This is a genomic window from Streptomyces litmocidini, from assembly GCF_014649755.1.
Taxonomy (GTDB): Bacteria; Actinomycetota; Actinomycetes; order Streptomycetales; family Streptomycetaceae; genus Streptomyces; species Streptomyces litmocidini.
The window spans coordinates 88,268-109,551 of the sequence record NZ_BMTQ01000015.1 but is presented as its reverse complement, the minus strand read 5'-3'; the positions used below and the strand labels follow the sequence as shown (position 1 = coordinate 109,551).

21 protein-coding genes and 1 pseudogene are annotated in these 21,284 nt (G+C 73.3%); 10 read left to right on the top strand and 12 right to left on the bottom strand.

The genetic code is table 11. The features are described from left to right. Positions 1–29 precede the first annotated feature (29 nt). From IE180_RS27655 to IE180_RS27645, 3 genes are read right to left on the bottom strand one after another with little or no spacing between them, the layout of a single operon-like run. Positions 30–1,055: a TolB-like translocation protein gene (locus IE180_RS27655; RefSeq protein ID WP_190159678.1), complete on the bottom strand. Its 1,026-nt coding sequence runs from the start codon at positions 1,053–1,055 to the stop codon at positions 30–32. Then, positions 1,052–2,362: an MFS transporter gene (locus tag IE180_RS27650; protein ID WP_190159677.1), complete on the bottom strand. Its 1,311-nt coding sequence runs from the start codon at positions 2,360–2,362 to the stop codon at positions 1,052–1,054. Before IE180_RS27650 ends, IE180_RS27655 begins: the two co-directional genes overlap by 4 nt. Before the next feature lies 1 nt (position 2,363). Next, positions 2,364–3,245, bottom strand: coding sequence for an alkaline phosphatase family protein (locus IE180_RS27645; RefSeq protein WP_190159676.1), 882 nt, complete (start codon positions 3,243–3,245; stop codon positions 2,364–2,366). Between the two features lie 392 nt (positions 3,246–3,637). Between IE180_RS27645 and IE180_RS27640 the strand changes: the two genes are divergently transcribed. Together IE180_RS27640 and IE180_RS27635 are read left to right on the top strand one after the other, a co-directional pair. Continuing rightward, the gene (locus IE180_RS27640) at positions 3,638–5,116 is read left to right on the top strand and encodes a glutamate-cysteine ligase family protein (protein ID WP_190159675.1); all 1,479 of its coding nucleotides are present in this window, start codon (positions 3,638–3,640) and stop codon (positions 5,114–5,116) included. A 186-nt stretch (positions 5,117–5,302) separates the two neighbouring features. Beyond that, on the top strand, positions 5,303–5,848 hold the full coding sequence (locus IE180_RS27635) for an EF-hand domain-containing protein (protein ID WP_190159674.1): 546 nt from the start codon (positions 5,303–5,305) through the stop codon (positions 5,846–5,848). 147 nt (positions 5,849–5,995) lie between these two features. On the opposite strand, the gene IE180_RS27630 is transcribed toward IE180_RS27635, so the two are convergent. Further along, positions 5,996–6,334, bottom strand: coding sequence for a thioredoxin family protein (locus IE180_RS27630; RefSeq protein ID WP_190159673.1), 339 nt, complete (start codon positions 6,332–6,334; stop codon positions 5,996–5,998). A 529-nt stretch (positions 6,335–6,863) separates the two neighbouring features. Then, positions 6,864–8,597, bottom strand: a complete 1,734-nt coding sequence (locus tag IE180_RS27625; RefSeq protein WP_190159672.1) for an amidase family protein — start codon at positions 8,595–8,597, stop codon at positions 6,864–6,866. 169 nt (positions 8,598–8,766) lie between these two features. Here IE180_RS27625 and IE180_RS27620 point away from each other — a divergent pair. Continuing rightward, positions 8,767–9,193, top strand: a pseudogene (locus IE180_RS27620) (GAF domain-containing protein); the annotation flags it as partial. A 150-nt stretch (positions 9,194–9,343) separates the two neighbouring features. Here IE180_RS27620 and IE180_RS27615 read toward each other — a convergent pair. Next, positions 9,344–10,111, bottom strand: coding sequence for an SDR family NAD(P)-dependent oxidoreductase (locus tag IE180_RS27615; protein ID WP_190159671.1), 768 nt, complete (start codon positions 10,109–10,111; stop codon positions 9,344–9,346). Between the two features lie 489 nt (positions 10,112–10,600). Here IE180_RS27615 and IE180_RS27610 point away from each other — a divergent pair, with 489 nt between their 5' ends. Continuing rightward, entirely contained in the window at positions 10,601–10,840 is a 240-nt protein-coding gene (locus tag IE180_RS27610) for a hypothetical protein (protein ID WP_190159670.1), read from the top strand. Next, the gene (locus tag IE180_RS27605) at positions 10,840–11,217 is read left to right on the top strand and encodes a fic family toxin-antitoxin system, toxin component (RefSeq protein ID WP_190159669.1); all 378 of its coding nucleotides are present in this window, start codon (positions 10,840–10,842) and stop codon (positions 11,215–11,217) included. The genes IE180_RS27610 and IE180_RS27605 overlap by 1 nt, the downstream gene beginning before the upstream one ends. Positions 11,218–11,653: 436 nt before the next feature. Here the strand turns inward: IE180_RS27605 and IE180_RS27600 are convergent, their stop codons facing one another. Then, on the bottom strand, positions 11,654–12,034 hold the full coding sequence (locus IE180_RS27600) for a nuclear transport factor 2 family protein (RefSeq protein WP_190159668.1): 381 nt from the start codon (positions 12,032–12,034) through the stop codon (positions 11,654–11,656). A 67-nt stretch (positions 12,035–12,101) separates the two neighbouring features. After that, the gene (locus IE180_RS27595; protein WP_190159667.1) at positions 12,102–13,151 is read right to left on the bottom strand and encodes a mechanosensitive ion channel family protein; all 1,050 of its coding nucleotides are present in this window, start codon (positions 13,149–13,151) and stop codon (positions 12,102–12,104) included. 179 nt (positions 13,152–13,330) lie between these two features. On the opposite strand from IE180_RS27595, the gene IE180_RS27590 reads away from it, so the two are divergent. Both IE180_RS27590 and IE180_RS37260 read left to right on the top strand, forming a co-directional pair. Continuing rightward, entirely contained in the window at positions 13,331–13,555 is a 225-nt protein-coding gene (locus IE180_RS27590) for a DUF6458 family protein (protein ID WP_123457893.1), read from the top strand. A gap of 912 nt (positions 13,556–14,467) precedes the next feature. Next, positions 14,468–14,596: a hypothetical protein gene (locus IE180_RS37260; RefSeq protein WP_268255495.1), complete on the top strand. Its 129-nt coding sequence runs from the start codon at positions 14,468–14,470 to the stop codon at positions 14,594–14,596. Positions 14,597–14,943: 347 nt separating this feature from the next. On the opposite strand, the gene IE180_RS27585 is transcribed toward IE180_RS37260, so the two are convergent. Continuing rightward, entirely contained in the window at positions 14,944–15,273 is a 330-nt protein-coding gene (locus IE180_RS27585) for a hypothetical protein (RefSeq protein WP_190159666.1), read from the bottom strand. Between the two features lie 301 nt (positions 15,274–15,574). On the opposite strand from IE180_RS27585, the gene IE180_RS27580 reads away from it, so the two are divergent. The 3 genes from IE180_RS27580 to IE180_RS27570 all read left to right on the top strand — a co-directional run bounded on the left by IE180_RS27580 (position 15,575) and on the right by IE180_RS27570 (position 18,951). After that, positions 15,575–17,989, top strand: coding sequence for a tetratricopeptide repeat protein (locus IE180_RS27580; RefSeq protein WP_229860959.1), 2,415 nt, complete (start codon positions 15,575–15,577; stop codon positions 17,987–17,989). 224 nt (positions 17,990–18,213) lie between these two features. Next, positions 18,214–18,621, top strand: a complete 408-nt coding sequence (locus IE180_RS27575; protein WP_190159665.1) for a VOC family protein — start codon at positions 18,214–18,216, stop codon at positions 18,619–18,621. A gap of 84 nt (positions 18,622–18,705) precedes the next feature. After that, a complete protein-coding gene (locus IE180_RS27570; RefSeq protein ID WP_190159664.1) occupies positions 18,706–18,951 on the top strand; it encodes a hypothetical protein in 246 nt (81 codons plus the stop codon). A 181-nt stretch (positions 18,952–19,132) separates the two neighbouring features. Here IE180_RS27570 and IE180_RS27565 read toward each other — a convergent pair whose 3' ends face one another. The 3 genes from IE180_RS27565 to IE180_RS27555 all read right to left on the bottom strand — a co-directional run bounded on the left by IE180_RS27565 (position 19,133) and on the right by IE180_RS27555 (position 21,039). Further along, positions 19,133–19,543, bottom strand: a complete 411-nt coding sequence (locus IE180_RS27565; RefSeq protein WP_229860977.1) for a hypothetical protein — start codon at positions 19,541–19,543, stop codon at positions 19,133–19,135. Between the two features lie 263 nt (positions 19,544–19,806). Next, on the bottom strand, positions 19,807–20,187 hold the full coding sequence (locus IE180_RS27560) for an FKBP-type peptidyl-prolyl cis-trans isomerase (RefSeq protein WP_190159662.1): 381 nt from the start codon (positions 20,185–20,187) through the stop codon (positions 19,807–19,809). Between the two features lie 117 nt (positions 20,188–20,304). Then, on the bottom strand, positions 20,305–21,039 hold the full coding sequence (locus IE180_RS27555) for a translation initiation factor IF-2 (RefSeq protein ID WP_190159661.1): 735 nt from the start codon (positions 21,037–21,039) through the stop codon (positions 20,305–20,307). Positions 21,040–21,284: the final 245 nt, after the last annotated feature.

The window sequence follows — 21,284 nt, the reverse complement described above, 5'->3', positions numbered from 1 at the left end:
CGGCCCCGGGCCCGTGCGCCCGCGTCCCGTTACTTGAGGAACGCCGGTGCCAGTGCCGCCGTCAGCAGGCGTTTCGGGGCGCCCGAGCCGTCGGCCGGGACGGTGTAGAGGTCGGCGCCGTAGTCGCCCGGCAGCGAGTAGGAGACCGTGTGGTCGTCGAGCCAGACGGCCTGGTCGTCGACGCTGCGGGGCTCGGCGAGCGCGGTCTCCCGCAGGGTGGTGAGGTCGAGGACGTACTCGTGCCAGGGCGCGTCGGCGGGGGCGCCCGCGACGCGCTTCTTGTAGACGACCCGGGTCTCGTCGGGGGAGAGCGAGGGGCACTCGACGTTCTGGTGGAGCGTGGTGACGGTACGGGCCGTCAGGTCGCCGCGCACCAGATAGGTCCGGCCGCCGGTCGCCATGGTCGCGTAGAAGTGCCGGTCGTCGCGGGAGAAGGTGACGCCCCAGAAGTTGGTGTCGGCGGCACGGTGCTCCTTGCCGTCCTTCACCACACGGAACTCCTCCAGGGAGGCGGTGAGCCGGCCCGTCGAGGTGTCCAGGACCGCGGTGCGGGTGGAGAAGCTCGCGCTCGCGTACGAGTCGCCGCCGACGAACACCGTCCACGCCACCAGCCGGCCCGACGGGGAGACCCGGGCCCGGGTCGGGACGCCGGGCAGCGGGTAGTGGGCCCGCTCCTGGAGAGCCGGGCCGACGACGACCGCCCGGTAGCTGTCCTCCACCGCTCCGCGTACGGCCTGCAGACAGATGCCGGTGCCGCCGGACGCGTGGAACCGCAGGCACCTCACCCCCGACGCGGTCCGCCGGCCGGCGGGGGCGTCGGCCGGCACGGTGACCAGCTCGTCGCGGTGCGGACCCCAGGCCATGTTGCGGAAGACGATCCGGCGGTCGGCACCGCTCGCGAGCGAGACCCGTCCGGGCACGATCGCGGGGCCGCCCGCCCGCGGACGGTCCTTCTCGCCGGCCCGGTCGGCCGCGTGCAGCAGCGACGCGGCGGCCACACCGCCGAGCACGACGATCGCCGCGAACAGGACGAACAGTCTGTTGCGCAAGGTCATGCGGGTGATTCCTCCGAAACCGTGCCGGTGGTCGGGGCCGCGGCGGCGCCCGGGGTCGTGGGCCGCAGCACGAACGCCGCCGCCGCGCACACCGCGAGCACGGCGGTCGCCGCCCCGAGCGCCCAGCGGTCGCCCCACGCGGTCCAGGCCGCACCGAACGCGATCGAGCAGCCGAACCGGGCGAGCGCCTGCCCCGTCTGGACCAACGCGAGCCCCGAAGAACGGAGTGCGGCCGGTACGCAACCGGCCGCGGCGGCCATCAGGACGCCGTCGGTCGCCGCGTAGAACCCGCCGTGCAGCGCCAGGACCAGAAAGGGGAGGGCCGGGCTCTGCCAGCCGCTGAGCAGCGCCCCGTACACGAGCAGCAGGGCGCCGTGGCCGCCGAGGAACACCCGTCGGCGACCGACCCGGTCGGCGAGCCGGCCCAGGGGCACGGCGAGCAGCAGGAAGGCGGCGGCGGTGCCGAGCGGCAGCAGGGCGAACCAGTGGTCGGTGACGCCGAGCCGCCGCTGCAGCAGCAGGTAGACGAACGAGTCGCTGACCGTGGCGAGCCCCAGCAGCAGTGCGGTCAGGGTCAGTCGGCGCACGTCGGGAACCCGGAGCAGACCGAGCGCGGCCTTGAGCGAGGCGCGTGGCGCGCCTTCCGGCGGCACGGTCAGGGGCCGGGGACGCGACGGCACGAAGAGCAGCAGGACGAGCACGCCGATCGCGGCCACGCAGAAGCTGACCGTGAACACGGCGTCGTAACCCTCCGCCGCCTGCCGGAGGATCAGGAAGGCGACCAGGGGGCCGATCAGGGCACCCGCGGTGTCCATCGCCCGGTGCACCCCGAAGGCACGGCCGCGCGACTCCTCCGGCGACGCGAGCGAGATCAGCGCGTCGCGCGGCGCGGTCCGCAGCCCCTTCCCGGTGCGGTCGGCGGCCAGCACGGCGCCGATCAGCGGCAGCGAACCCGCCATCAGGAGGAGGGGCTTGCACAGCGCGGAGAGGCCGTAGCCGAGCGCCGCCACCGTCTTGTGCCGGCCGCCCCGGTCGGCGAGATGGCCGCCGACGAGCCGGACGAGCGCGCTGAAACCGTTGTACACACCGTCGAGGAGACCGAAGCCGAGCGGTGACAGGCCGAGGCCGGCGACCAGGTAGAGCGGCAGCACGGCCGTGACCATCTCCGAGGACACGTCCGTGACGAGGCTGACCGTGCCGAGCGCGAGCACGGTCGGCGCGACGGCGGCGCGCCGCCCGGGACCGAGGTCCCGGGCGGCGGCCGTCGCGGCCGTCGCGGGGGTGCTGCGACTGTCCGCTACGTACACGTCACGGCGTCCAGATGCCGGTGATCGGGGTCGCGTTGGCGGCCTGGCCGGCGTGCGCGGTGCCGTACATGTCCTCGATCGTGCGCAGCAGGTCGTAGTGGTTGTACGTGGTCGAGGACGTCGAGCCCGGGACCACCTGCTGGCCGTAGAGGACGGTCGCGATCTTGTTGCCGGCGAGCCGGTTGTCCTCGTCGAAGGTGACGACGAGCAGGCTGTTGTGGGTCTTCGCCCAGGTCGCGTAGGCGCCCAGCTTGTTCTTCAGCCAGGTGTCACCGGTGCTGACGGAGCAGTCGTGCATGTCGCTGCACAGGTTCGGGATCACGAACGACACCTGCGGCAGCGTGGTGTAGTCGGTGGGGAACTGCGCCATGGTGTACGCCGACGAGGTCGGGACGTTCGAGAAGCCGAACCACGGGTTGTGCTTCCGCGCGTAGGTGCCGCTGCTGCACGTGGTCGATCCCTGGCTGGGCAGCGTCTCGTTGTAGCTCTTCCAGGTCTTGCCCGCGGCGATCAGCTCGGAGGCCAGGTTCGGCGCGGAGGAGAAGCCCGGCGTGTAGCAGGAGTCGTCCGTGATGCCCTGGGTGGAGCCCGAGAACAGCGCGAAGTAGTTGGGCTGGCTGGGGTGGGTCTCGGCGTACGACTGGGTGAGGTTGGCGCCTCCGCTCTTCAACGAGTTGATGTACGGGGCGCTGGAGCTGCCGATGATCTGGCTGTAGGCGTGGTTCTCGAAGACCACGACGACCACGTGGTCGGGTGTGGGGACGGTCGCCGCCGCCTGGGCCTGCGACGTGCCGCCGAAACCGGCCCACAGGCCGATCGACGTGGCCGCGAGACCGAGGGCGGACAGAAGGGCGGTGCGGCGTTTCCTGGGCGCGCCGGACACGGCTACCTCCGGTTGAGGGTGATGACTACGGGAGCGGTGCAAGCGGCAGGTTAGGAGTGGGCATGTCAACCTGGAAGGTGTTCCGCGTGAAGACGCGGGAAACGTCTCGTGCCGCCACGCGGAAACCCCGCCCGCCCGCTCGACCGCTCCCCGTCCTCCAGTCTCCGTCCGTCGGGCCCCGGCCGCAGGGCGCCGGGCGGCACCCGCCGTGATCGAGGCCGCACGCCCTCGCCGGGGACGGTCCGGAAATTCGGCGGGGCGCCGGCGGCGCCAGGCCCCCACCCGGGCTTTCCGCCCCGCCGGGGAGGGACGGCCCGCGCCGGGCGCAGCCCGCCTCCTGGTGGCACGCTGAAGGAAGGAGGATCCGCGCCGTCGAGCCCCGGGAGGATCCGATGGGACGTGACGTCCCGGCACTGACCTTCACACGTGAGGACCGCCGCCGCTTCCGCGACAGGACGCGCGCCTCCCTCGATGTCCTCGCCCGGATGCTGCGCGAGGCGCGCTTCGACGCGGACTGGCCGCGGGTCGGCCTCGAGATCGAGCTGAACCTCGTCGACCGGACCGCCAGGCCCGCCATGCGCGGCTCGGAGGTCCTGGAAGCCATCGCCGACCCGGCCTGGTCGAGCGAGCTGGGACGGTTCAACCTGGAGATCAACATCCCGCCCCGCCGTCTCACCGAGGGCGGCCCCGACACGTGGGAGGGCGAGATCCGGAACGCCCTGAACCACGCCGAGGAGAGGGCCGCCGCCATCGGCGCGCACCTGGTCATGATCGGAACCCTCCCGACCCTGGAGCGCCAGGACGTGAACCGCGGCGCGCTGTCCGAGAACCCGCGCTACCACCTCCTCAACGACCAGATCTTCGCGGCACGGGGCGAGGACCTCCTCATCGAGATCGACGGGGTGGAACGGCTGCGGACCTACGCGGACACCATCACGCCCGAAGCGGCCTGCACCAGCACCCAGTTCCACCTCCAGGTCGCACCCGAACAGTTCGCCGCGTACTGGAACGCCGCCCAGGCCATCGCGGGCGTCCAGGTCGCGCTGGCCGCGAACTCGCCCTTCCTCTTCGGCAAGGAGCTGTGGAGCGAGACCCGCATCCCGCTGTTCGAGCAGACCACGGACACCCGGCCGGACGAGATCAAGGCCCAGGGGGTGCGGCCCCGCGTGTGGTTCGGCGAACGCTGGATCACCAGCGTCTTCGACCTCTTCGAGGAGAACACCCGCTACTTCCCGGCGCTCCTGCCGCTCTGCGAGGACGAGGACCCCGAGGAGGCCCTCGACCGCGGCGAGATCCCGCACCTGGCCGAACTCACCCTGCATAACGGCACGGTCTACCGCTGGAACCGTCCCGTCTACGCGGTCGTCGACGGGGTCCCGCACCTCCGCGTCGAGAACCGGGTGCTGCCCGCCGGGCCGACCGTGGCCGACGTGATGTCGAACGGCGCCTTCTACTACGGTCTCGTCCGCGCCCTGGTCGACGAGGGGCGGCCGGTGTGGACCCGGATGTCGTTCGCGGCCGCCGAGGAGAACCTGCACACGGCCGCACGGCGCGGCATCGACGCCGAACTCTTCTGGCCCGGCACGGGCCAGGTGCCCGTTACCGAACTGGTCCTGCGCCGCCTCCTTCCGCTCGCCCACCGGGGCCTGGAGGCCCTGGGGCTGGACGCGCGGTGGCGCGAACCGCTGCTCGGCATCATCGAGCAGCGCTGCGTGGCGGCCCGCAACGGCGCGGTGTGGCAGGCGGAGACGTTCCACCACCTCCACGACATCGCCCACCTCGACCGGCCCACGGCCCTGCGCCGCATGACCGGCCAGTACATCGACTTCATGCACCTCAACGCCCCGGCCCACACCTGGCCGGTGGAGTGACCGGCGGGGGCCGGGTCCCACCAGGACCGCCGGCTGCGGGTTCGGCCGCCGACCCGCGTGAGGGCGTGCGGGACGACGGGGACGCGTGCGGCGTGCGGCGCACGCCCTTTCGCGTCACCGGGCGCCGTTGGGGCGCGGCTCCTCGGGGGCAGGATCGCGGCGGACTCCCCGACGGAAGGGCCGCCAGTGGCAAGTGGGTTCCAGCGCGACAAGCTGGTCAACATGTTCCGCGCGTTCGACGCCGACGACAACGGCTATCTCGACCGGCGCGACTTCCAGGCCCTCGCGGAGCGCTGGAAGGGCCTGCCCCGCGTGCGGCGGGGTTCCGAACTGGCCACACGCGTGGACGCGGTCATGCTGGGCTGGTGGGACCTGCTCGCGACGCACGTGGACACGGACGGGGACGGCAGGGTCGACCTGGACGGGATCCTCGCCATGGTGGACCGGCTGCCCACGATGGGCGAGGTCGTCGCCGAGACCGCCGAGGCCGTCTTCGACGCCGTCGACGAGAACGGCGACGGCCGTATCTCCCCGGCCGAGCACCGGCGGCTGGTCGACACGTGGCACGGGGAGAGCATCGACCTCGGCGATGTCTTCGACCGCCTCGATCAGGACGGGGACGGCTATCTCGGCCGCACCGAGTTCACCGAACTCTGGATCCAGTTCTGGATCAGCGACGACCCGTCAGAACCCGGAAACCAGCTCTGCGGCCCCGTACCGCCCCGTCTTTGAAACCCCGGGTCCCCTCCGGCCGGCCGTCACCCAGGACAGTGCGCCACGCCACCGACGACGAGGCCGACCGGAGAACAGGAGTCCGGCGAGACGCCCCGTGCGCCCGAAGACGCAGGGACCGCCGCCGCCCCCGGAGGAACCCGGCTCTCAGAGACGCTCCTCCAGCAACACCCGGACCTCACCGGTGCTCGTGGGGCCCGCGCCGTGCGCCACCGCCTGCCCCTTCTCCAGCAGGACGTAGGACGGGGCTCCGGTGATCCCGTAGCGCGAGGTCGCGGCCGGACAGCGCGTGATGTCGATGCGGACGGCCGTCAGGCGGCCTGCGTACTCATCGGCGACGGCACCGACGACGAGGTCCATGGCCCGGCTGGGTTCGATCGCCTTGGGCCATGTTCCGACGAAGTACGCGAGGACCGGGACCTCGCTCGTCCTGAGGATGAAATCGACCTCCGCGTCCTCACGGGGGCGGTGAACCCGGTTCGCCATGGAAGCTCCTGATCTCGCTCTTCGTCTTTTCCCGCCCATCATCTCCCGCGCGGAGCGGACCGCGCGTCCGTGAGCGTCAGGTCCGCCGCGCGGGACGGTGGGCGTGGAGCCGCGGTGAGGGGCCCGGTCACGCGCACGAGGGCGAGATCGCTGCAGCCGGATTCGACGATGCGGAGGAAGAGGCCCCCGGCGCGCCGCGTGGCGTGGTGGGCCCGCCCGAATCCTCTCGGAGCGTCCTGGGCGGCTCTGGGGGGCATCGTGAAGAGGGCGCCGTCCTCCAGCGGGATCGGTCCGCAGTACGGGCCGCGGCGCGAACGGGGTGGGGATTCGGCGGCGGGACACCGGCCGGTCATTCCGTGATCTCCGGTGACGGGGTGACGGCGTGACGCGGTGACGCGGTGACGGGGTGACGGGGTGACGGGGTGACGCGGTGACGCGGTGACGCGGTGACGGGTGTGTCGGGCGGGCGGGTCCGCTCACCCGGCCCGCCCGTACCGTCTGCGGCGGTACTCGGCCACCGCCCGGAAGATCAACGCACGTGCGGACCCCGGTGACCGGCCCACGGGGCGGTCTCGCGCCGGACGGATTCGCTCCTCGGCCCTGGCACGAGCCGAGGACGCCCCCGCCAAGAGGGCTCCCGGCCCGTGGTGCGAGACGTCACCGAGGGCAGGTACCGGGGCGCGCGCCAGGCGTCGAGCCGCTGCTCGACCGCGGCCCCCAGCGACAGCAGGTCGTCGTCCTGCCGATCGCCGGCCATCAGGAGCAGGCCGACCGGCAGTTCGCCGACGAAGCCGGCGGGTACGGACAGCGAGGGATAGCCGGCGACAGCGGCCGGAGTGGAGGACGGGATCACGTCGTTGTCGCCCCGCGCGCAGTCGGTCGTCCAGGCGGGCGGGTTCGCCGGGGAGGCGATGGCGTCCAGGCCGTGAGCGGCCATGGTCTCGTCGATGGAACGCCGGGACAGGTCCTTCAGCTCCGCGCGCAGGGCCCGGTGACGCGGGTCCGTGGTCGAGGGCGCGGCGAGGGCCTGCTCGAACAGCTCCTGGCCGGCGAAGCAGGTCTGCTCGGCCGGATGCGCGCGGTTGAACCCGATCAGGCCGGCGAGGTCGCGAGGCCCCTCGCGGGAGGCGAGGTAGGCGTCGACGTCCCGGTGGAACTCGCTCAGCAGGGCGGGGAACTCGAGCTCGGCGAGCCTGTCCTGGTACGGGGGAGTCACCTCGACGACCCGGGCCCCGGCGGCACGAAGCCGTGTCGCGGTGCGGGTCATCAGGGCGTCCACGCCGGCGCCGAGCGAGGGGAGCCGCCACAGGCCGATCCGTTTGCCGCGCAGGGAACCCGGGCGCGGGAACGCCTCCGCGAGGCCGGTGGTGCCGTCGGCCGCCACGGCGCCGTGACCGCTGAGCACCGAGAAGGCGATCGCCGTGTCGACGACATTGCGCGCCAGGGGACCGGCCGTGTCCTGCTCGGCGGAGATCGGGACGACTCCCGCTTGGCTGACCAGCCCGAGACTGGGCTTGTGGCCGACGACCCCGTTCATCCCGGCCGGGCACACGATGGAGCCGTCCGTCTCGGTGCCGACGGCCACCTGTGCCAACGAAGCGGCGACGGCGGCGGCCGAACCGGAGGACGATCCGCACGGATTGCGGTCCAGGACGTAGGGGTTGTGCGTCTGTCCGCCGACCGCCGACCAGCCCGACGTCGGCTTCGCCGCGCGGAAGTTGGCCCATTCGGACATGTTCGTCTTGCCGAGGATCACCGCCCCCGCCGCACGCAGTCTTCCGACCAGCTCGGCGTCCGTGGCGGGCGGGCTTCCGGCCAGTGCCAGCGAACCGGCCGTCGTCGGCATGTCCCGGGTGTTCACGTTGTCCTTCAACAGGACGGGAATGCCGTCGAGCGGACCGCGGACCCTTCCGAGACGATGCCTGGCATCACTGGCGGCTGCCTGGCTCAGGGCCGTCGAGTCGGTGCGCAGCACCGCGTTGATCTTCGGATCGACCGCCTCGATCCGGTGGAGGTAGGCCTGCGTCAGCTCCGACGAGGTCAGGCGCCCGCGCTTCATCCGCGCCTGCAGCTCGGGGATCGTCACGGTGTCCAGGTCCACCCCGCGCAGGGACGCCGACTCGACGCGGGGCGAGGAACGATCGGCACCGAACCCGGCGGCCACCGCACGTCGCTCCGGCGCGCCTGCCGACAGAAGGGCCGTCACGGCCAGGGCGGCGGTCAGCGAGGCGACGCTTCTCTTCTTCACGGGGGACAGCTTCATGGGGGACAGCCCAATGCAGGGCGAGCACCGGGCACAAGGCACTTCTGCGCCTCTCCCCACCGCCGGGAGAACGCGTCCACTCGTCCGGCCCCGTGCCGGTGACGGGGACCGGCGGCGGGTTCAGCTGTTGTGGGCCGGTGAAGGACATGCCCGGTGTCCGGGGAGGCAGGGCCCCGAGACCTGCCAGGGACCACCGGACTCCGGCATCGCGGTCGAGCAGCGGCGCCTGTTCGAGGCGACCGGCATGCACTCGGCGACCATGGCCCCCCTCCGCGGCCCGCACGGGGTGCCGGGCGCCCTCACCCTCGGCCGCGCCGACCGGCCGCGGCCGTTCACCGCGACCGACACCGCCCTCCTGGAGGACATCGCCCGCCGCGCCGGCTTCGCCCTGGAGAACGCCCCCCCTCCACCAGCGACAGCGCAAGGTCGCCGAGACCATGCGGCGCCACCTGCTGCCGAAACTGCCGTACACCCCGGCCCGCACCATGACCGCCCGCCACCTGTCCGCGCCGGACGCCTCCCAGGTGGGCGGCGACTGGTACGACGCGTTCACCCTGACGGACGGCGCCACCGCCCTCGCCGTCGGCGACGTCGTCGCCCTCCTGGTCGTCCGCCACGCGCCGGGCCCCTGACCGGTGCGCACGTCGCCGCTCCGGCCGGCGCGCCCCCGCCGGCCCGCTGCTCCGTTGCTGCGGAACGGCGGCGGCACGAGCCGGAGGAGGCGGGACCGCCCTCGTGCGTGTCCTTCAACTCCGCAGATGAGAAGCGCCGTTGATGTCGAGGATCGTGCCGGAGGACCATGCGGCGGCGGGAGAGGAGAGCCAGAGCACCGCCGCCGCGATCTCCTCGACCGACCCCACCCTGCCGAACGGGCTCTGCTTCCGGATCGACTCGCCCTCGGGCCCTTCCAGGCGCGACGCGACGCGTTCGGTCGCGAAGAAGCCGGGGGCGACCGAGGCGACGGCGATGCCGTACGGGGCGAGCGAGACCGCGAGCGACTGGCCCAGCGCGTGCACGGCGGCCTTCGTCGCCCCGTACGCCGGATGGTCGGGCTCGCCCCGGAAGGCGCCGCGGGAGCCGATGTTCACGATCCGGCCTCCCGTGCCCTGCTCGATCATGAGCCGGGCGGCGAGATGACTCAGGTTCGCGGTGGCGAGCAGGTTGACCTCCACGTGTTGCCGCCACACCGCCACCCACTCCTCGTACGGGGTCTCCGCCAGGGGGTGACGGATGTTCACCGCCGCGTTGTTCACCAACACGTCGATCCCGCCGAGGCCCTCCGTCGCCATGTCCATCACGGCAGCCGCCTGGGCCGGGTTCGCGAGGTCGCCGCCGACCAGCACGTGACCCGTCCCGGTGAGGGACTCCAGACTCACGCGCGCCTCCTCGGCACGCGAGCCGAAGTGGACGGCCACCCGGTCGCCGTTGGCCGCGAACGCCTGGGCCACCGCGCGCCCGAGACCACGCGACGCGCCGCTGACGAGGACGCGCCTGCCCGATGCAGGCAGATTCATGGAGATTCCTTTCGAACCGCGACAAGGAGGAGCCCCTGACCCCCCGCCGCCCCTGAGTGTTCGGTCAGACCTTCCGCACGGCGGTGACGAGGCAACTCGGCCCGGCACGTAGGTCGTCGATCACTCCCAGCGTATGAGATCCGCGGAATGCGCTCGGCGCCGTCGACGCCGTACGGCTCCCCGCTCCCCTCCGCGCGGGTCGCACACATCACCGGAACGAGTGGCACGCACACCGACGCCGGGGCGAGCCGACCGGAGGTGCGCCCTCGGGCCGGGACGACGCCCTCCTCGGGCTCGCTGCCCCCAAGGGCGACGCCACCGGAGGCTCCATCGAGGTCGTCACCCGTGCCGGGGAGACCCGCCGGGCCCTGCGGTACGACTCCCGGCGGGTCCTCCACGAACACCGGCCGTACCTGCCGGGCCCCTGGCGGTCGCATCGAAGGGCCCCGGCCCCTTGGCCCGCATGGTAACGACTGTTACCATGCGGGTATGGCGAAGACACAGCTGGGCGCACGCGTGGACGAGGACGTGGCGGAACTCGCGAAGAAGCGCGCCGCCGACCTGGGGCTGAGCGTGGGGGACTACCTCGCCCGGCTCGTGCAGGACGATGCCAGCGGCCTGCGCGCCCGCGCGGTGGAGGCGGCCGCCCGCTTCCTGGCCGAACACCAGGCGGTCTTCGACGAGGCCGAGCAGGCCCAGCGGGCGCCCCGGGAAACGCGCGCGGCCTGATGGAACTGCACATCGACGTCCCCTGGATCCTGCAGGTCGCGGAGGCCGCCGGAGCGGACGACCCGGCCCCCGACGACTACGGCGTCCCGGTGTCGGCCGTCGCCCGCCACCGGGCCGAGGTGCTCGAACAGCCGGTGTACGACGGCCCCTATGCCAAGGCCGCCGCCCTGATCCACACCCTGGGCCGGTGCCGCTGGCTGGAGCGCTCCAACCTGGCCGTCGCCGCCGCGACCGGCGTCATGTACCTCGCGGCCGCCGGGGTCCCCGTCAAGCCGGCCCGCCAGGACGCCATCGCCCTGAAGGACCTGCTCCTCGATCCCACCTGCACCGCAGGGAGGATCGCCGCCCTGCTGCGCACCTGGCCCACGGCCACCTGACCCGCGGTGACGACCGGGGGGCCGGAGCCGTACAGGGGACGAGCGGCGACACCAGACGCTGCTGGGCGCCGTCGTGCGGATCCCGCTCGACGCGCCGCCGTTCGGCATCCGCGGCGCCCACCGCACCGGCCCGGCCCCCGCGGCACGGCTCACCACGGTGCCGGCCGCCCGCGCCCCGAGCGGCCCGGCGGCGCAGCCGCTCATCCGCGGCACCCGTCCCGAGGCCGGCCGTACCGTGCGGGCGGCGTCACGCCCTCTGGACACCGCTCGGCACCGAGACGTGCCATCATGCTCCGTGACGGGCGTCACATCGCTCATGGAGCGCGGGTGTCCGGGGCCATGAGGAGCGGCACAGGGCGATGGCACCGCCCAGTGCCGCGCCCGACAGGGCTCCGGCGTTCGCCACCGACGCGTGACGCCCTCGCCCGAAGCGTCGCTAGAACATGGTGTTGTCGTTCTCGGAGGCGGGCGGGACGACCTGGAGGACGTCCCAGTGCTCGACGATCCTGCCGTCGGCGTCGAAGCGGAAGATGTCGATGCCCGCGTACTCCTCGTCGGGCCAGACCTGGTGGCAGTGCAGCACGACGTGGTCGCCCTCGGCGAAGGCGCGCTTGTACTCGACGCGTTTGCCCGGGTACTCGGCGGCCATGCGCTCGAAGTAGTCGATGAAGGCCTGCTTGCCGTCGCCCACGTGCGGGTTGTGCTGCACGTAGGTGGCGCCGACGTACCGGTCGACGGCCTCGGCGGGACGGCACCGGTTGAACATCAGGTCGTAGAACGCCTTGGCCGTGGCCTTGTTCTTCTCCGGGTCGCTCATGACGCCACCGTAGATCCGCCGACCGGGCACGGCGCGTCGAACACCCCGAGCGGCTGGTGTCCGCACCTCAGGACCGCGCCGCGTCGGCCGCCGGGGCGGTGACGATGCGGGGGAGGGCGGCGGGGTGTTCCCGCGTGAGCCAGGCGACGAGCTCCTCCCGGACGGCGCAGCGGGTCGTCCACAGGTCGTCGGCGTCCTTGGCGGTCACGAGGGCGCGCACGGTGATGCCCGTCGGAGAGGTGTCGGTGACGGAGAGGTCCCAGCCCCGGCCGTCCCAGCCGGGGCAGAGGTCGAGGAACTCCCGGAAGTGGGTGCGCATCAGCGGGATGGGCGTGGAGTGGTCGCAGTAGAGGAACACCGTCCCGGTCAGCTCGTTGCCGCCGCGCGACCAGTTCTCGAAGGGGCGGGAGGTGAAGTACGAGACGGGCAGGGTGACCCGGCGTTCGTCCCAGGTCCGGACGGTGAGGAAGGTGAGGGTCACCTCCTCCACGGTGCCCCACTCCCCGTCGACGACCACCGTGTCGCCGATGCGGACCATGTCGCCGAAGGCGATCTGGAAGCCGGCGAAGAGGTTCCCGAGGGTGGACTGCGCCGCGACGCCGGCCACGATGCCGATGATCCCGGCCGAGGCGAGCAGCGACGTGCCGAGCCCCCGGAAGGAGGGGAAGGTGACGAGCGCGAAGGCCGCGGCGATCACGCCTATGGCCACCGCCACCACCCGGGTGAGCAGCGTGACCTGTGTACGGACGCGGCGCAGCCGTGCCGCGTTGCGCGTGCGTCCGGCGTAGCGCGCGTACGAGGACTCGACGACGGCCGAGACGAAGCGGACCGTCAGCCAGGCGCCGCCACCGATCAGACACAACAGGAGGAAGTGGTCGAGCGCTTCGGCGTGCGCCAGGAGAGGAGGCCAGTCCGTGGCCCGGTACGACCACCGGAACACGGCGCACAGCAGGACGACGTACAACGGCGTGCGACAGCGCCTCAACAGCCCCCAGAGAGGGGTGTCGGGGCGACGCGCGTCCGCGTACCGCGCGAGGAGGTCCGCCGCCCGGCCGACGGTCAGGGCCGCCAGCGTCGAGCCGCTGAGGACGATCGCCAGTCGAACAAAGCTTTCCATGGCTCCCCAGTCGATGAATGGAATCCTTTACTCCTTCTCGCCTCACCGGCGGCCCGCCGGGCAAACACACACCGTCGCCGTGGCGCCGACGGACCCGGCGGCGACCGCCGCCGCCGGCCGGGGATGAGATCGGTGGGGCGGGGTACCCGGAACCCGTTCGATCCGACAAGGGAGGAACCGTGGGTCTGGGAATCTGCATCATCCTGATAGGCGTGGGAGCCATCCTCACGTTCGCGACCGACTGGCAGATGGACGGGGTCAACCTCGACCTGGTGGGGCTGATCTGCATGGCGGTCGGCATCATCGGCACGGCCGTGTACACGAGCATCCTGCGCCGCCGCAGGATGGTCGTTCCTCCGGTCGCCCCGACGGTGACCGAGGACGACCGCCGGGACCTCCTCTGAGGCGGCGGCAGGACGAGGGGACCGCCGCTTCGGTCCACGCGGATCACGGGCCTGCGGGAGTCACCCTCCTCCCCGGCCTGTGCGCGATCTGACGGGTCCCGTCGAGCACGTTCCCCGTCGGCCGCCGGTCTCTTCCTCCTCGACGCCGTTGCGCCCGCCCGTGGCCGGTACTGCCCGCATGGGGAACACGACGCCGTCCGGGTACGTCTCCGCGCAGCCCTGCGCGCCGACGACCCGGGGCACGCACCGCACGCGCTGAGGACCGACCGGCCGGACCGCCTCGCCGAGGCGCCCGAGGCGCCGTACCGGTCGGACACGGACAGGGCCGCCTTCGGCAGGCACCTCACCCAATTCCTCGGCGTCCTCGGCGCGCCGGGCGACGCGGTGCTGCCGCGCCTGTTCGCCGGGGCCGCGCTCCCCGCCGACGACCGCAGGGACCTGCTGCGGACCGCCGTGGCGCGTCGGCCGCGGCTGTCGGCCGACGTGCTGCGCACCTACGCGGACGACGCTCCGGCATCCGATGCGGAGGCCGTTCGCGCCGGCCACCCGCCCGCGCCCGAACTCGTGGACGCCATGGGGCTCTCCGGCGACCTGTCCTTCGCGCCGCGCCTCGGCGCCCTTCTGTCGGACCCCAACACCCCGCGCGGCCGCACCGCACGCGCACCCGTCGTGGTGGGGGTCCCGTCGTCGACTCCGAGGCACGGGTCCGGTTCTCCGTCGACGGGGGCGCGGGCCGGATCCGGGCCGCCTTCGACCCGCCGTCGCCCGGTTCCTCCTGGCCGCGCCGGGACCGGCCGCCGACGTTCGACCGTAAGCCGCTGTACCGGGTCGGCTCGTCCTGCGGCACGTGCGAGCCGGGCCTGAGGCTGCTGGACCGGCCGGACGAGGGGGGCGACCCGGATCGCGGCCCGCATGCGCGGGCGGCCGGCCGCCCTGGACCGGCTCGCCATCGCGCTGTTCCTCGAACGGAGCCCGGTCCTGGGCGAGTTGGAGACCGGCCCCATCACGCCCTCCTGCTCGACCTCCCACTGGAACGGGTGACGGAGCCGACCCGTTCCTGGTGGTACCACCGTGTCGCGACCCGGGCGGAGGAGGACGGCGACGACTCCGAGTGCGACGGCCGGCCCGAGGAGCACGGGCCCGGCGGGGCGCACTTCCAGCTCACCGCGCCTTTTCCGGGCGGCCGGGTGCCGCGCACGTACGGCGGTCCGGAGGGACCGGAGGAGGCGGCCGCCGCGTACGGCTGCCGGGCCCGACGACGGCACCGCGGACGCTTCAGCCGCACTCCTCCTCACCGGCCACGCCCGTCCGGTCAGGCACGTCCGGCCACGGCCGACTGGTCTCGGCCGTCGGCCATGGCCGGCGGTCCCGCGCTCAGGACGTCCGGGTCAGCTGGGTGTCCCGTAGGCCTGGACGACGGTGGCGTTCAGGTCGCACCAGACGGTCGACGTGCCACCGGACGGCACGCGGTTGCCGAAGTGCCGGTACACGTAGCCGTTGTCGGTGCGCTTGCAGTCGACGACCCCGGTGAAGGATGACCCGGTGCACCTGATCTCGGCTCCCCGGTGTCCACCGCTGCCGGTGATCAGACGGGCGGAACAACTGAGGGCCGCCGGGGCGGACGCGGACGCGGAGGCCGCGGGCGCGACGGCCAGCAGACCACTCGCCGCGAGAGCGAGAGCGGCAACGGTCCCCGCGACGCGCTGACGAACATGCATGAGCACTCCTGCCTTGTGAGGTGAGCACCGACTGGCACTCAGAGGGAATCTATGGCGCACGGACGGCACATCATTCGTCATGCGGGAGAGGTGGCGAACAGTCGCCAACCGCAGGACGCGCCCCCTCCCACCTGCTGACCCCCACCATCGCCCGGACGCCGGACGCCGGACGCCGGACGCCGGACGCCGTCCCGCTCCCCGACGGCACCGCACCGGGAGGTCCCGCAGGAGCCGCGCGGGCGCCCCGCACGTCGGGCGGTCCCCTGCCGTGACCGCCGCCGGTGCTGCCAGACTGAGCCGCATGACCGCTGCCCCGAACGCCCTGAGACCGTCGATGCGCGAGCTGATCCAGCGACGCAGGCGCGCCGAATTCCTGGGACGCGGAGCCGAACTCGACGCGTACCGCCGGAACTTCGCCCTGGGGACCGAGGACCCGGCGTACCGCTTCCTCTTCCACGTCCGGGGCAACGCCGGCATCGGCAAGTCCTCCCTGGTCCGTGAGCTGGAACGGATCGCCGGCGAGCACGGCGCGGTGACCGCGCGCGTCGACGACTCGGTGGGCGGCGCCGTGGAGGTCATGGCGGCGGTCAGCGCCCGGTCCGGCGAGCTCGGGCACCCGTTGAAGGCGGTCGACCGACTGCTCCACACCTACCGACAGCGCCGGCACGAGGCCGAGTCCGCCCTCGGCGCCCCCGGCGGCGACCCGGCAGGGCAGGGCGCGCCGTCCCCGGCCGCGCGCGCCACCGCCCAGGCGGCGCTCACCGGTCTGGGCATGCTGCCGGTCGTCGGGACGTTGGCGGGCGCGCTCGACCCCGGCCAGATCGCGGAGGGCGCCGACCGGCTGCGCACCGTGCTCAGCGCCCGGCTGCGCAGCCATGACGACGTCCAGCTCGTGCTCGATCCGCTGTCGGTCCTCACCCCGGTGTTCGTGGCGGAGGTGGACCGGATCGCGGCAGAGGTCCCCTGGGTGGCGCTCTTCCTCGACACGTACGAACGGACCGCGCCGTTCCTGGACCGCTGGCTGTGCGACCTGCTGGCGGGCGAGCGTTACGGGGCGCTGCCCGGCAACGTCGTCGTGACCCTCGCCGGCCAGCGCTCCCTCGATCCGGCGTACTGGGCCGACTGGGCCGACCTCGTCGTCGACCTTCCGCTGGCCCCGTTCTCCGAGTCGGAGACCCGCAGCTTCCTGAGCGGTCGCGGAGTGCTGGCCGAGTCCGTGGTGCGGGACGTGCTGCGGCTCTCCCGGGGCCTGCCCGTCCTGGTGTCCACCCTGGCGGAGAGCGCCGCGCAGGCCGGCGCCGTCGACGACCCGAGCACGACGGCGGTCGAGCGGTTCCTGAAGTGGGAGAGCGATCCGGTGCGCCGGGCGGCGGCCCTTGCCGGGGCACTGCCGCGCCGCCTGGACGAGGACGTCTTCCGGGCGGTGGCCGACGAGGCCGGTGCGGACCTCTTCGGCTGGCTGCGGGCCCTGCCGTTCGTGGACGCCCTCGGCGGCCGGGCGCGGTACCACGACGTCGTACGGGCTCCGATGCTGCGACTGCAGCGGACCACGTCCGCCGGCCGCTGGCGGGTAGCGCACGAACGGCTCGCGCGGTGCTACACGGGCCGCCGGGAGGCCGAGGGCCGGGGACTCACCCGGCACCTGCGCTGGTCCGAGGAGGGCTGGCGGGCGGCGCGCCTGGAGGAGGCGTACCACTTGCTGTGCGCCAACCCGCGCGAGGCACTGCCCGCCGTCCTGCGCGACGGCATCGACGCCTGCGACGAGGGACCCGAGGTGGCCCGCCGCTGGGCGGGCACCGTCGCGGCGGCGGGGGAGGACGGCGACGCGGCGGTGCTGCGCGAGTGGGGGAGGGGGCTGCTCGGCGCGCTGCGGGACGAGGAGCGCGGCACGATCGCGGTGCTCGGCATGCTCCTCGGCCAGGCCGGACTCACCGACTCCGAGCGGACCGGGGCGCTGTCGGTCCGGGGGGAGGCGCACCGTCGGCGCAGGGAGTACACGGAGGCCTTCGCCGACTTCGACCAGGCGATCGCGCTGACGCCGGACGCTCCCCGGCCGTACACGGGGCGGGCGGTGACCCATCGCGACCTGGGGGCCTTCGACAGGGCGCTCGAGGACCACGACCGGGCTTGCGACCTGGCATCCGACGGGGAGCGGGCCCTGGGGCAACGGGGAGAGACACACCGGGTGGCGGGCCGGCTGGACGAGGCCCTGGCGGACTTCGACCGGGCCCTCGGCATCGCCCCCGCGACGACCTGGGCCCTGGCGAGCCGCGCGGACGTGCTGCGTCGGCTCGGTCGTCCCCGGGAGGCGCTGACCGATCTCGACCGGGCGCTGTCGCTGGAACCGGACTACGTGTGGGCCCTGGTGCGGCGCTCGCGGCTCCGGCGCGCGCTGGGCGACGCCGCCGGCGGGCTGGTGGACCTGGACCGGGCGCAGGACCTGTCCCCGAACGATCCGTGGCTGGTGGGCGAGCGGGGCGAGACGCTGCGGGAACGGGGACGGTACGTGGAGGCCGTCGCCCAGTACGATCGCGCCCTGGAGCTCGACCCCGGTTACACCTGGGCCCTCGGCAGCCGCGCCCTCGCACAGCACGCCCTGGGCCGGAGCGGTCTGGCGCTCGCGGACCTGGACCGGGCGCTCGCCATGGACCCGGACTACGCCTGGGCCAGGGTGCGACGGGCCGAGATCGTGGCGGCGACCACCGGGCCGAGGTGAGGAACGGTCATGACGGCGGCGTCCCGAGGGACCCGGAACCCCGACGCGCTTCAGCCGTGTCGCAAGGGGGAGAGTCCCCCGGCGTCGAGATCCGCCCCACCGGCCGCACTGGTGCGCACCGGGACCCCGAGCGGAGGGGAATCGCGGACAGAGGCCACGCCTCGATGGCGACCGGAGGACAACTCCCCTTGTCTGCAAAGGGCGTGAGCGGGCACACGCAGACCATGACCGTTTCCAAGACCGGCGTCCTCGTCCTCGACAGCACCGATCCCGAACCCCTCGCCCGCTTCTACGCCGAGCTGCTCGACGCCACCGTCGAGCCGAGCGGTGGAGACCCCGACCTCCTGCTGATCTCCGGCTCCGCCGGAATCGTCCTGGGCATCCACCGCGACCCCGGCCACGCGCCGCCGAGCTGGCCCCGGCCCGACGACTCCCAGCAGGCCCACCTGTGGATCGTCGTGGCTCCCGACGCGCTCGACGAGGCCGAGCGCGAAGCGGTCTCCCTGGGCGCGCGCCCGGTGACCGCCGAGCAGAACGGCACCCGGACGGACCGGCGCACCGATGCGCGCCGCTATATGGATCCGGCCGGTCACACCTTCGTACTGGCCCCCGTGCGCGGTGTTTCACCGTGACACCAAGGGGCAGCCGCTCCCCATGCGGGCCCCTCCGCGCGAGGCGGCCCGCACGAGACAGCGCACGAGACAGGAGGAGACCACATGGGCCACCACGAGCGCCGACGCACGCTGCCCGCGGACACGCCGCCCCGGACCACCCCCTCCGAAGCCGTCGGCGAAAGCGGCGACGCGGAGGCGCGCCGGGAGGCCGAGGAGGCGGAACGGAGCCGCAGGGGCGACACGGCGGACGACGAGGGCGGCATGAGCGCCAAACGCCAGTCCCCGGGCCTGGGCCGCGAGGAACAGCGCCGCCCGCTCGGACGGAGGGGCGACGCCGAGGGGGACTAGGACCTGTCCTTCGGATCGGGCCGGATCGGGGAGCGGGGCCTGATCCGGAAGACAGGCCCCGGAGGCACGGGCCGACGGGGCGCCGGCGTCGGCTTTCGCCGGCGCCGCGAAGAACGTCACGAGGATGCCCACCCGGGCACCCCGCCCCACCGGTCCACCGCCGCGGTCGGCCGGACGAGTCCTAGGCGACCGTGATGCCCGTGAGGGTGCGCTGGAGCCGTCGGACCGCTTCTTCGGCTTCCGCGTACTGCTGGAGGGTCGGGGTGAAGGCACCGAAGGTGAAGCCGCCTTCGGCGGGGAGGGCGCGCCAGTGGAGGATCGGCGTGAGCGCCGTGGTGGCCGCGCCGAGGAACCAGGCCAGGCGTCCGTGGACGTGGGCGAGGGCGATGGCCAGGACGGCGAGTGCTTCCCGCAAGTGCGCCAGCCGCTCGACGGTGGGCAGCTCCTCCTGGGTTTGTGAAGGACCGATGGCGGCGTGCAGGTCGGCGGCGGCCTTCGCGGCGACGTCACTGTCGGCGAGAGTGACAATCCACGTCTGGTCGCGGATCTGCCGTTCGGCTTCCTCCGCCAGGTCCTCGATGATCGTTCGCATGTCCACGCCCCGCACCCTACGGCTGATTCACCCCGTCGGCGAAGTCCGGCGGGCGATCCGGCCACCCCGGTCCTCGGCCGACTCGGCACGATCGGCCGCGAAGCGCCCCGGGCCCGTGGTGGAAGCGGCCCTCTTCACAATGGTGGCGACCCGGTGCGAGGGATGTGGAGAACCGGCCGTGGAGGAGGAGCCGGAGGCGTCGGCTCGCGGTCCGCGCCGCGTCGGTTCCTGCGGTCTTCGTACGGGCCGGGCGACGGTGCGCCTCAGACCGCGACCGAGAGCAGGTCCACCACGAAGACGAGCGTCGAACCCGCCGGGATCGACGGCGAGGGCGACTGGTTGCCGTAGCCGAGGCGCGGGGGAACGATGATCTCGCGCCGGCCTCCGACCTTCATCCCCCTGATCCCGCGGTCCCAGCCCTTGATGACCCTGCCGCCGCCCAGGGCGAACTTGAACGGTTGGTCGCGGTCCCAGGAGGCGTCGAACTCCTTTCCCGACTCGAAGACGACCCCGACGTAGTGAACCCGGACCACCCTGCCCGGCTTCGCTTCCAGCCCGTCTCCGACGACGAGGTCGCGGACGGTCAACTCGGTGGGAGCGGCACCCTCCGGAAGGACGATCCCGGGCTTCGTCAGTTCACTCATCGCAGCCTCATTCGCTCTCTGCCGGAAGCCCTCGTACGGGCCGGCGGCGCATGGTCGCTCCATGCCGTGGACCACCACGCTACCGAGGAGGCGGATCCCCCCAGTGGGGTCAGGCATTCAGTGCGGTGACGGTTTCGGGTCCAGGGCGTTGGCGACGGAGCAGCCGCCCTCCCCGGGCATCCGGTGCATCCGGGGCGGCACCCACACCTCGGTGGCGCCGGGATCCACGCGGGCGAGCAGGCAGTCCTGCGCGTCGAAGCCGTTGCCCGGGACCAGCAGGAGGACGCCGACCCGGCCGCCTTCCGCCTTCACCTCGGTACGGATCGCCGGATCCATGTCCAGGGCCGCGAGCGCACGGCGCACCTCGGCCTCGTCCACCCGGCCTCCCTCGGGCACGCGGGGAAGTTTCGCGCGGAGCTCGTCGTACGGCAGCCGGGGCGGTTCGGGTGGTGGGGGGAAGGCCAGTGCCGGGCCGTCCGGGCAGTCCACCTCACGGGGGTCTTCGTCCCACTCCGACGTGGGTGACACCCGCACCGTGAAGCAGTGCCGCACCACGTGCTGCTCGGGGAAGACCAACCCCTCGTACACGAAGCCGGAGGTGCGGACGACCACGTCGATGCCGTCCCCGTCGTGTGTCGAGGTGCCCGTCACCCGCAGTACCTCGACTCCGTCGATGAGGGAGGCGGAGCGTCCGACCTCCTGCGCCGTGCGCGGACGCTGACCGGACAGTCGCTGCCCCGCTTTCCTGGCCACCTCCCGGGTGACGGCCGTCCCCTCGTCCTCGGAGAACTGCACCACCCCCCAGCCGACGGCGAACAGCAGCAGCGGAACGAGCAGCAGTGATCGACGCATGCCGCCACCTTGACGACACCGCCCGCGGCGGGCAACCGTCGTCGTACTCAGACCGGCGTGGGCGATCGTACTCAGACGGCCCCCGGCTTCGGCATCCGCCGGTCGTGCCCCGCCGCGTGACCGTCCCTGTCCGGCGCGGCTTGCGACCGCACCTCCTGAGAGCCGGGCGCCTCGATGGGACGGCTCCGACAGGACCGCGCCCTCCACGGGACCGAGGTCAGGCATCCGGAGAGGGTTCGGAACCG

Excerpts from the sequence above, each read along its gene's own strand:
- IE180_RS27570 (WP_190159664.1), top strand. The coding sequence starts at position 18,706 with ATGGGCCACCACGAGCGCCGACGCACGCTGCCCGCGGACACGCCGCCC.
- IE180_RS27655 (WP_190159678.1), bottom strand. The coding sequence starts at position 1,055 with ATGACCTTGCGCAACAGACTGTTCGTCCTGTTCGCGGCGATCGTCGTG.
- IE180_RS27610 (WP_190159670.1), top strand. The coding sequence starts at position 10,601 with ATGGCGAAGACACAGCTGGGCGCACGCGTGGACGAGGACGTGGCGGAA.
- IE180_RS27600 (WP_190159668.1), bottom strand. The coding sequence starts at position 12,034 with ATGAGCGACCCGGAGAAGAACAAGGCCACGGCCAAGGCGTTCTACGAC.
- IE180_RS27565 (WP_229860977.1), bottom strand. The coding sequence starts at position 19,543 with ATGCGAACGATCATCGAGGACCTGGCGGAGGAAGCCGAACGGCAGATC.
- IE180_RS27580 (WP_229860959.1), top strand. The coding sequence starts at position 15,575 with ATGACCGCTGCCCCGAACGCCCTGAGACCGTCGATGCGCGAGCTGATC.
- IE180_RS27630 (WP_190159673.1), bottom strand. The coding sequence starts at position 6,334 with ATGGCGAACCGGGTTCACCGCCCCCGTGAGGACGCGGAGGTCGATTTC.
- IE180_RS27640 (WP_190159675.1), top strand. The coding sequence starts at position 3,638 with ATGGGACGTGACGTCCCGGCACTGACCTTCACACGTGAGGACCGCCGC.
- IE180_RS27595 (WP_190159667.1), bottom strand. The coding sequence starts at position 13,151 with ATGGAAAGCTTTGTTCGACTGGCGATCGTCCTCAGCGGCTCGACGCTG.
- IE180_RS27625 (WP_190159672.1), bottom strand. The coding sequence starts at position 8,597 with ATGAAGCTGTCCCCCGTGAAGAAGAGAAGCGTCGCCTCGCTGACCGCC.
- IE180_RS27575 (WP_190159665.1), top strand. The coding sequence starts at position 18,214 with ATGACCGTTTCCAAGACCGGCGTCCTCGTCCTCGACAGCACCGATCCC.
- IE180_RS27555 (WP_190159661.1), bottom strand. The coding sequence starts at position 21,039 with ATGCGTCGATCACTGCTGCTCGTTCCGCTGCTGCTGTTCGCCGTCGGC.
- IE180_RS27585 (WP_190159666.1), bottom strand. The coding sequence starts at position 15,273 with ATGCATGTTCGTCAGCGCGTCGCGGGGACCGTTGCCGCTCTCGCTCTC.
- IE180_RS27560 (WP_190159662.1), bottom strand. The coding sequence starts at position 20,187 with ATGAGTGAACTGACGAAGCCCGGGATCGTCCTTCCGGAGGGTGCCGCT.
- IE180_RS37260 (WP_268255495.1), top strand. The coding sequence starts at position 14,468 with ATGCGCGGGCGGCCGGCCGCCCTGGACCGGCTCGCCATCGCGCTGTTC.
- IE180_RS27605 (WP_190159669.1), top strand. The coding sequence starts at position 10,840 with ATGGAACTGCACATCGACGTCCCCTGGATCCTGCAGGTCGCGGAGGCC.
- IE180_RS27615 (WP_190159671.1), bottom strand. The coding sequence starts at position 10,111 with ATGAATCTGCCTGCATCGGGCAGGCGCGTCCTCGTCAGCGGCGCGTCG.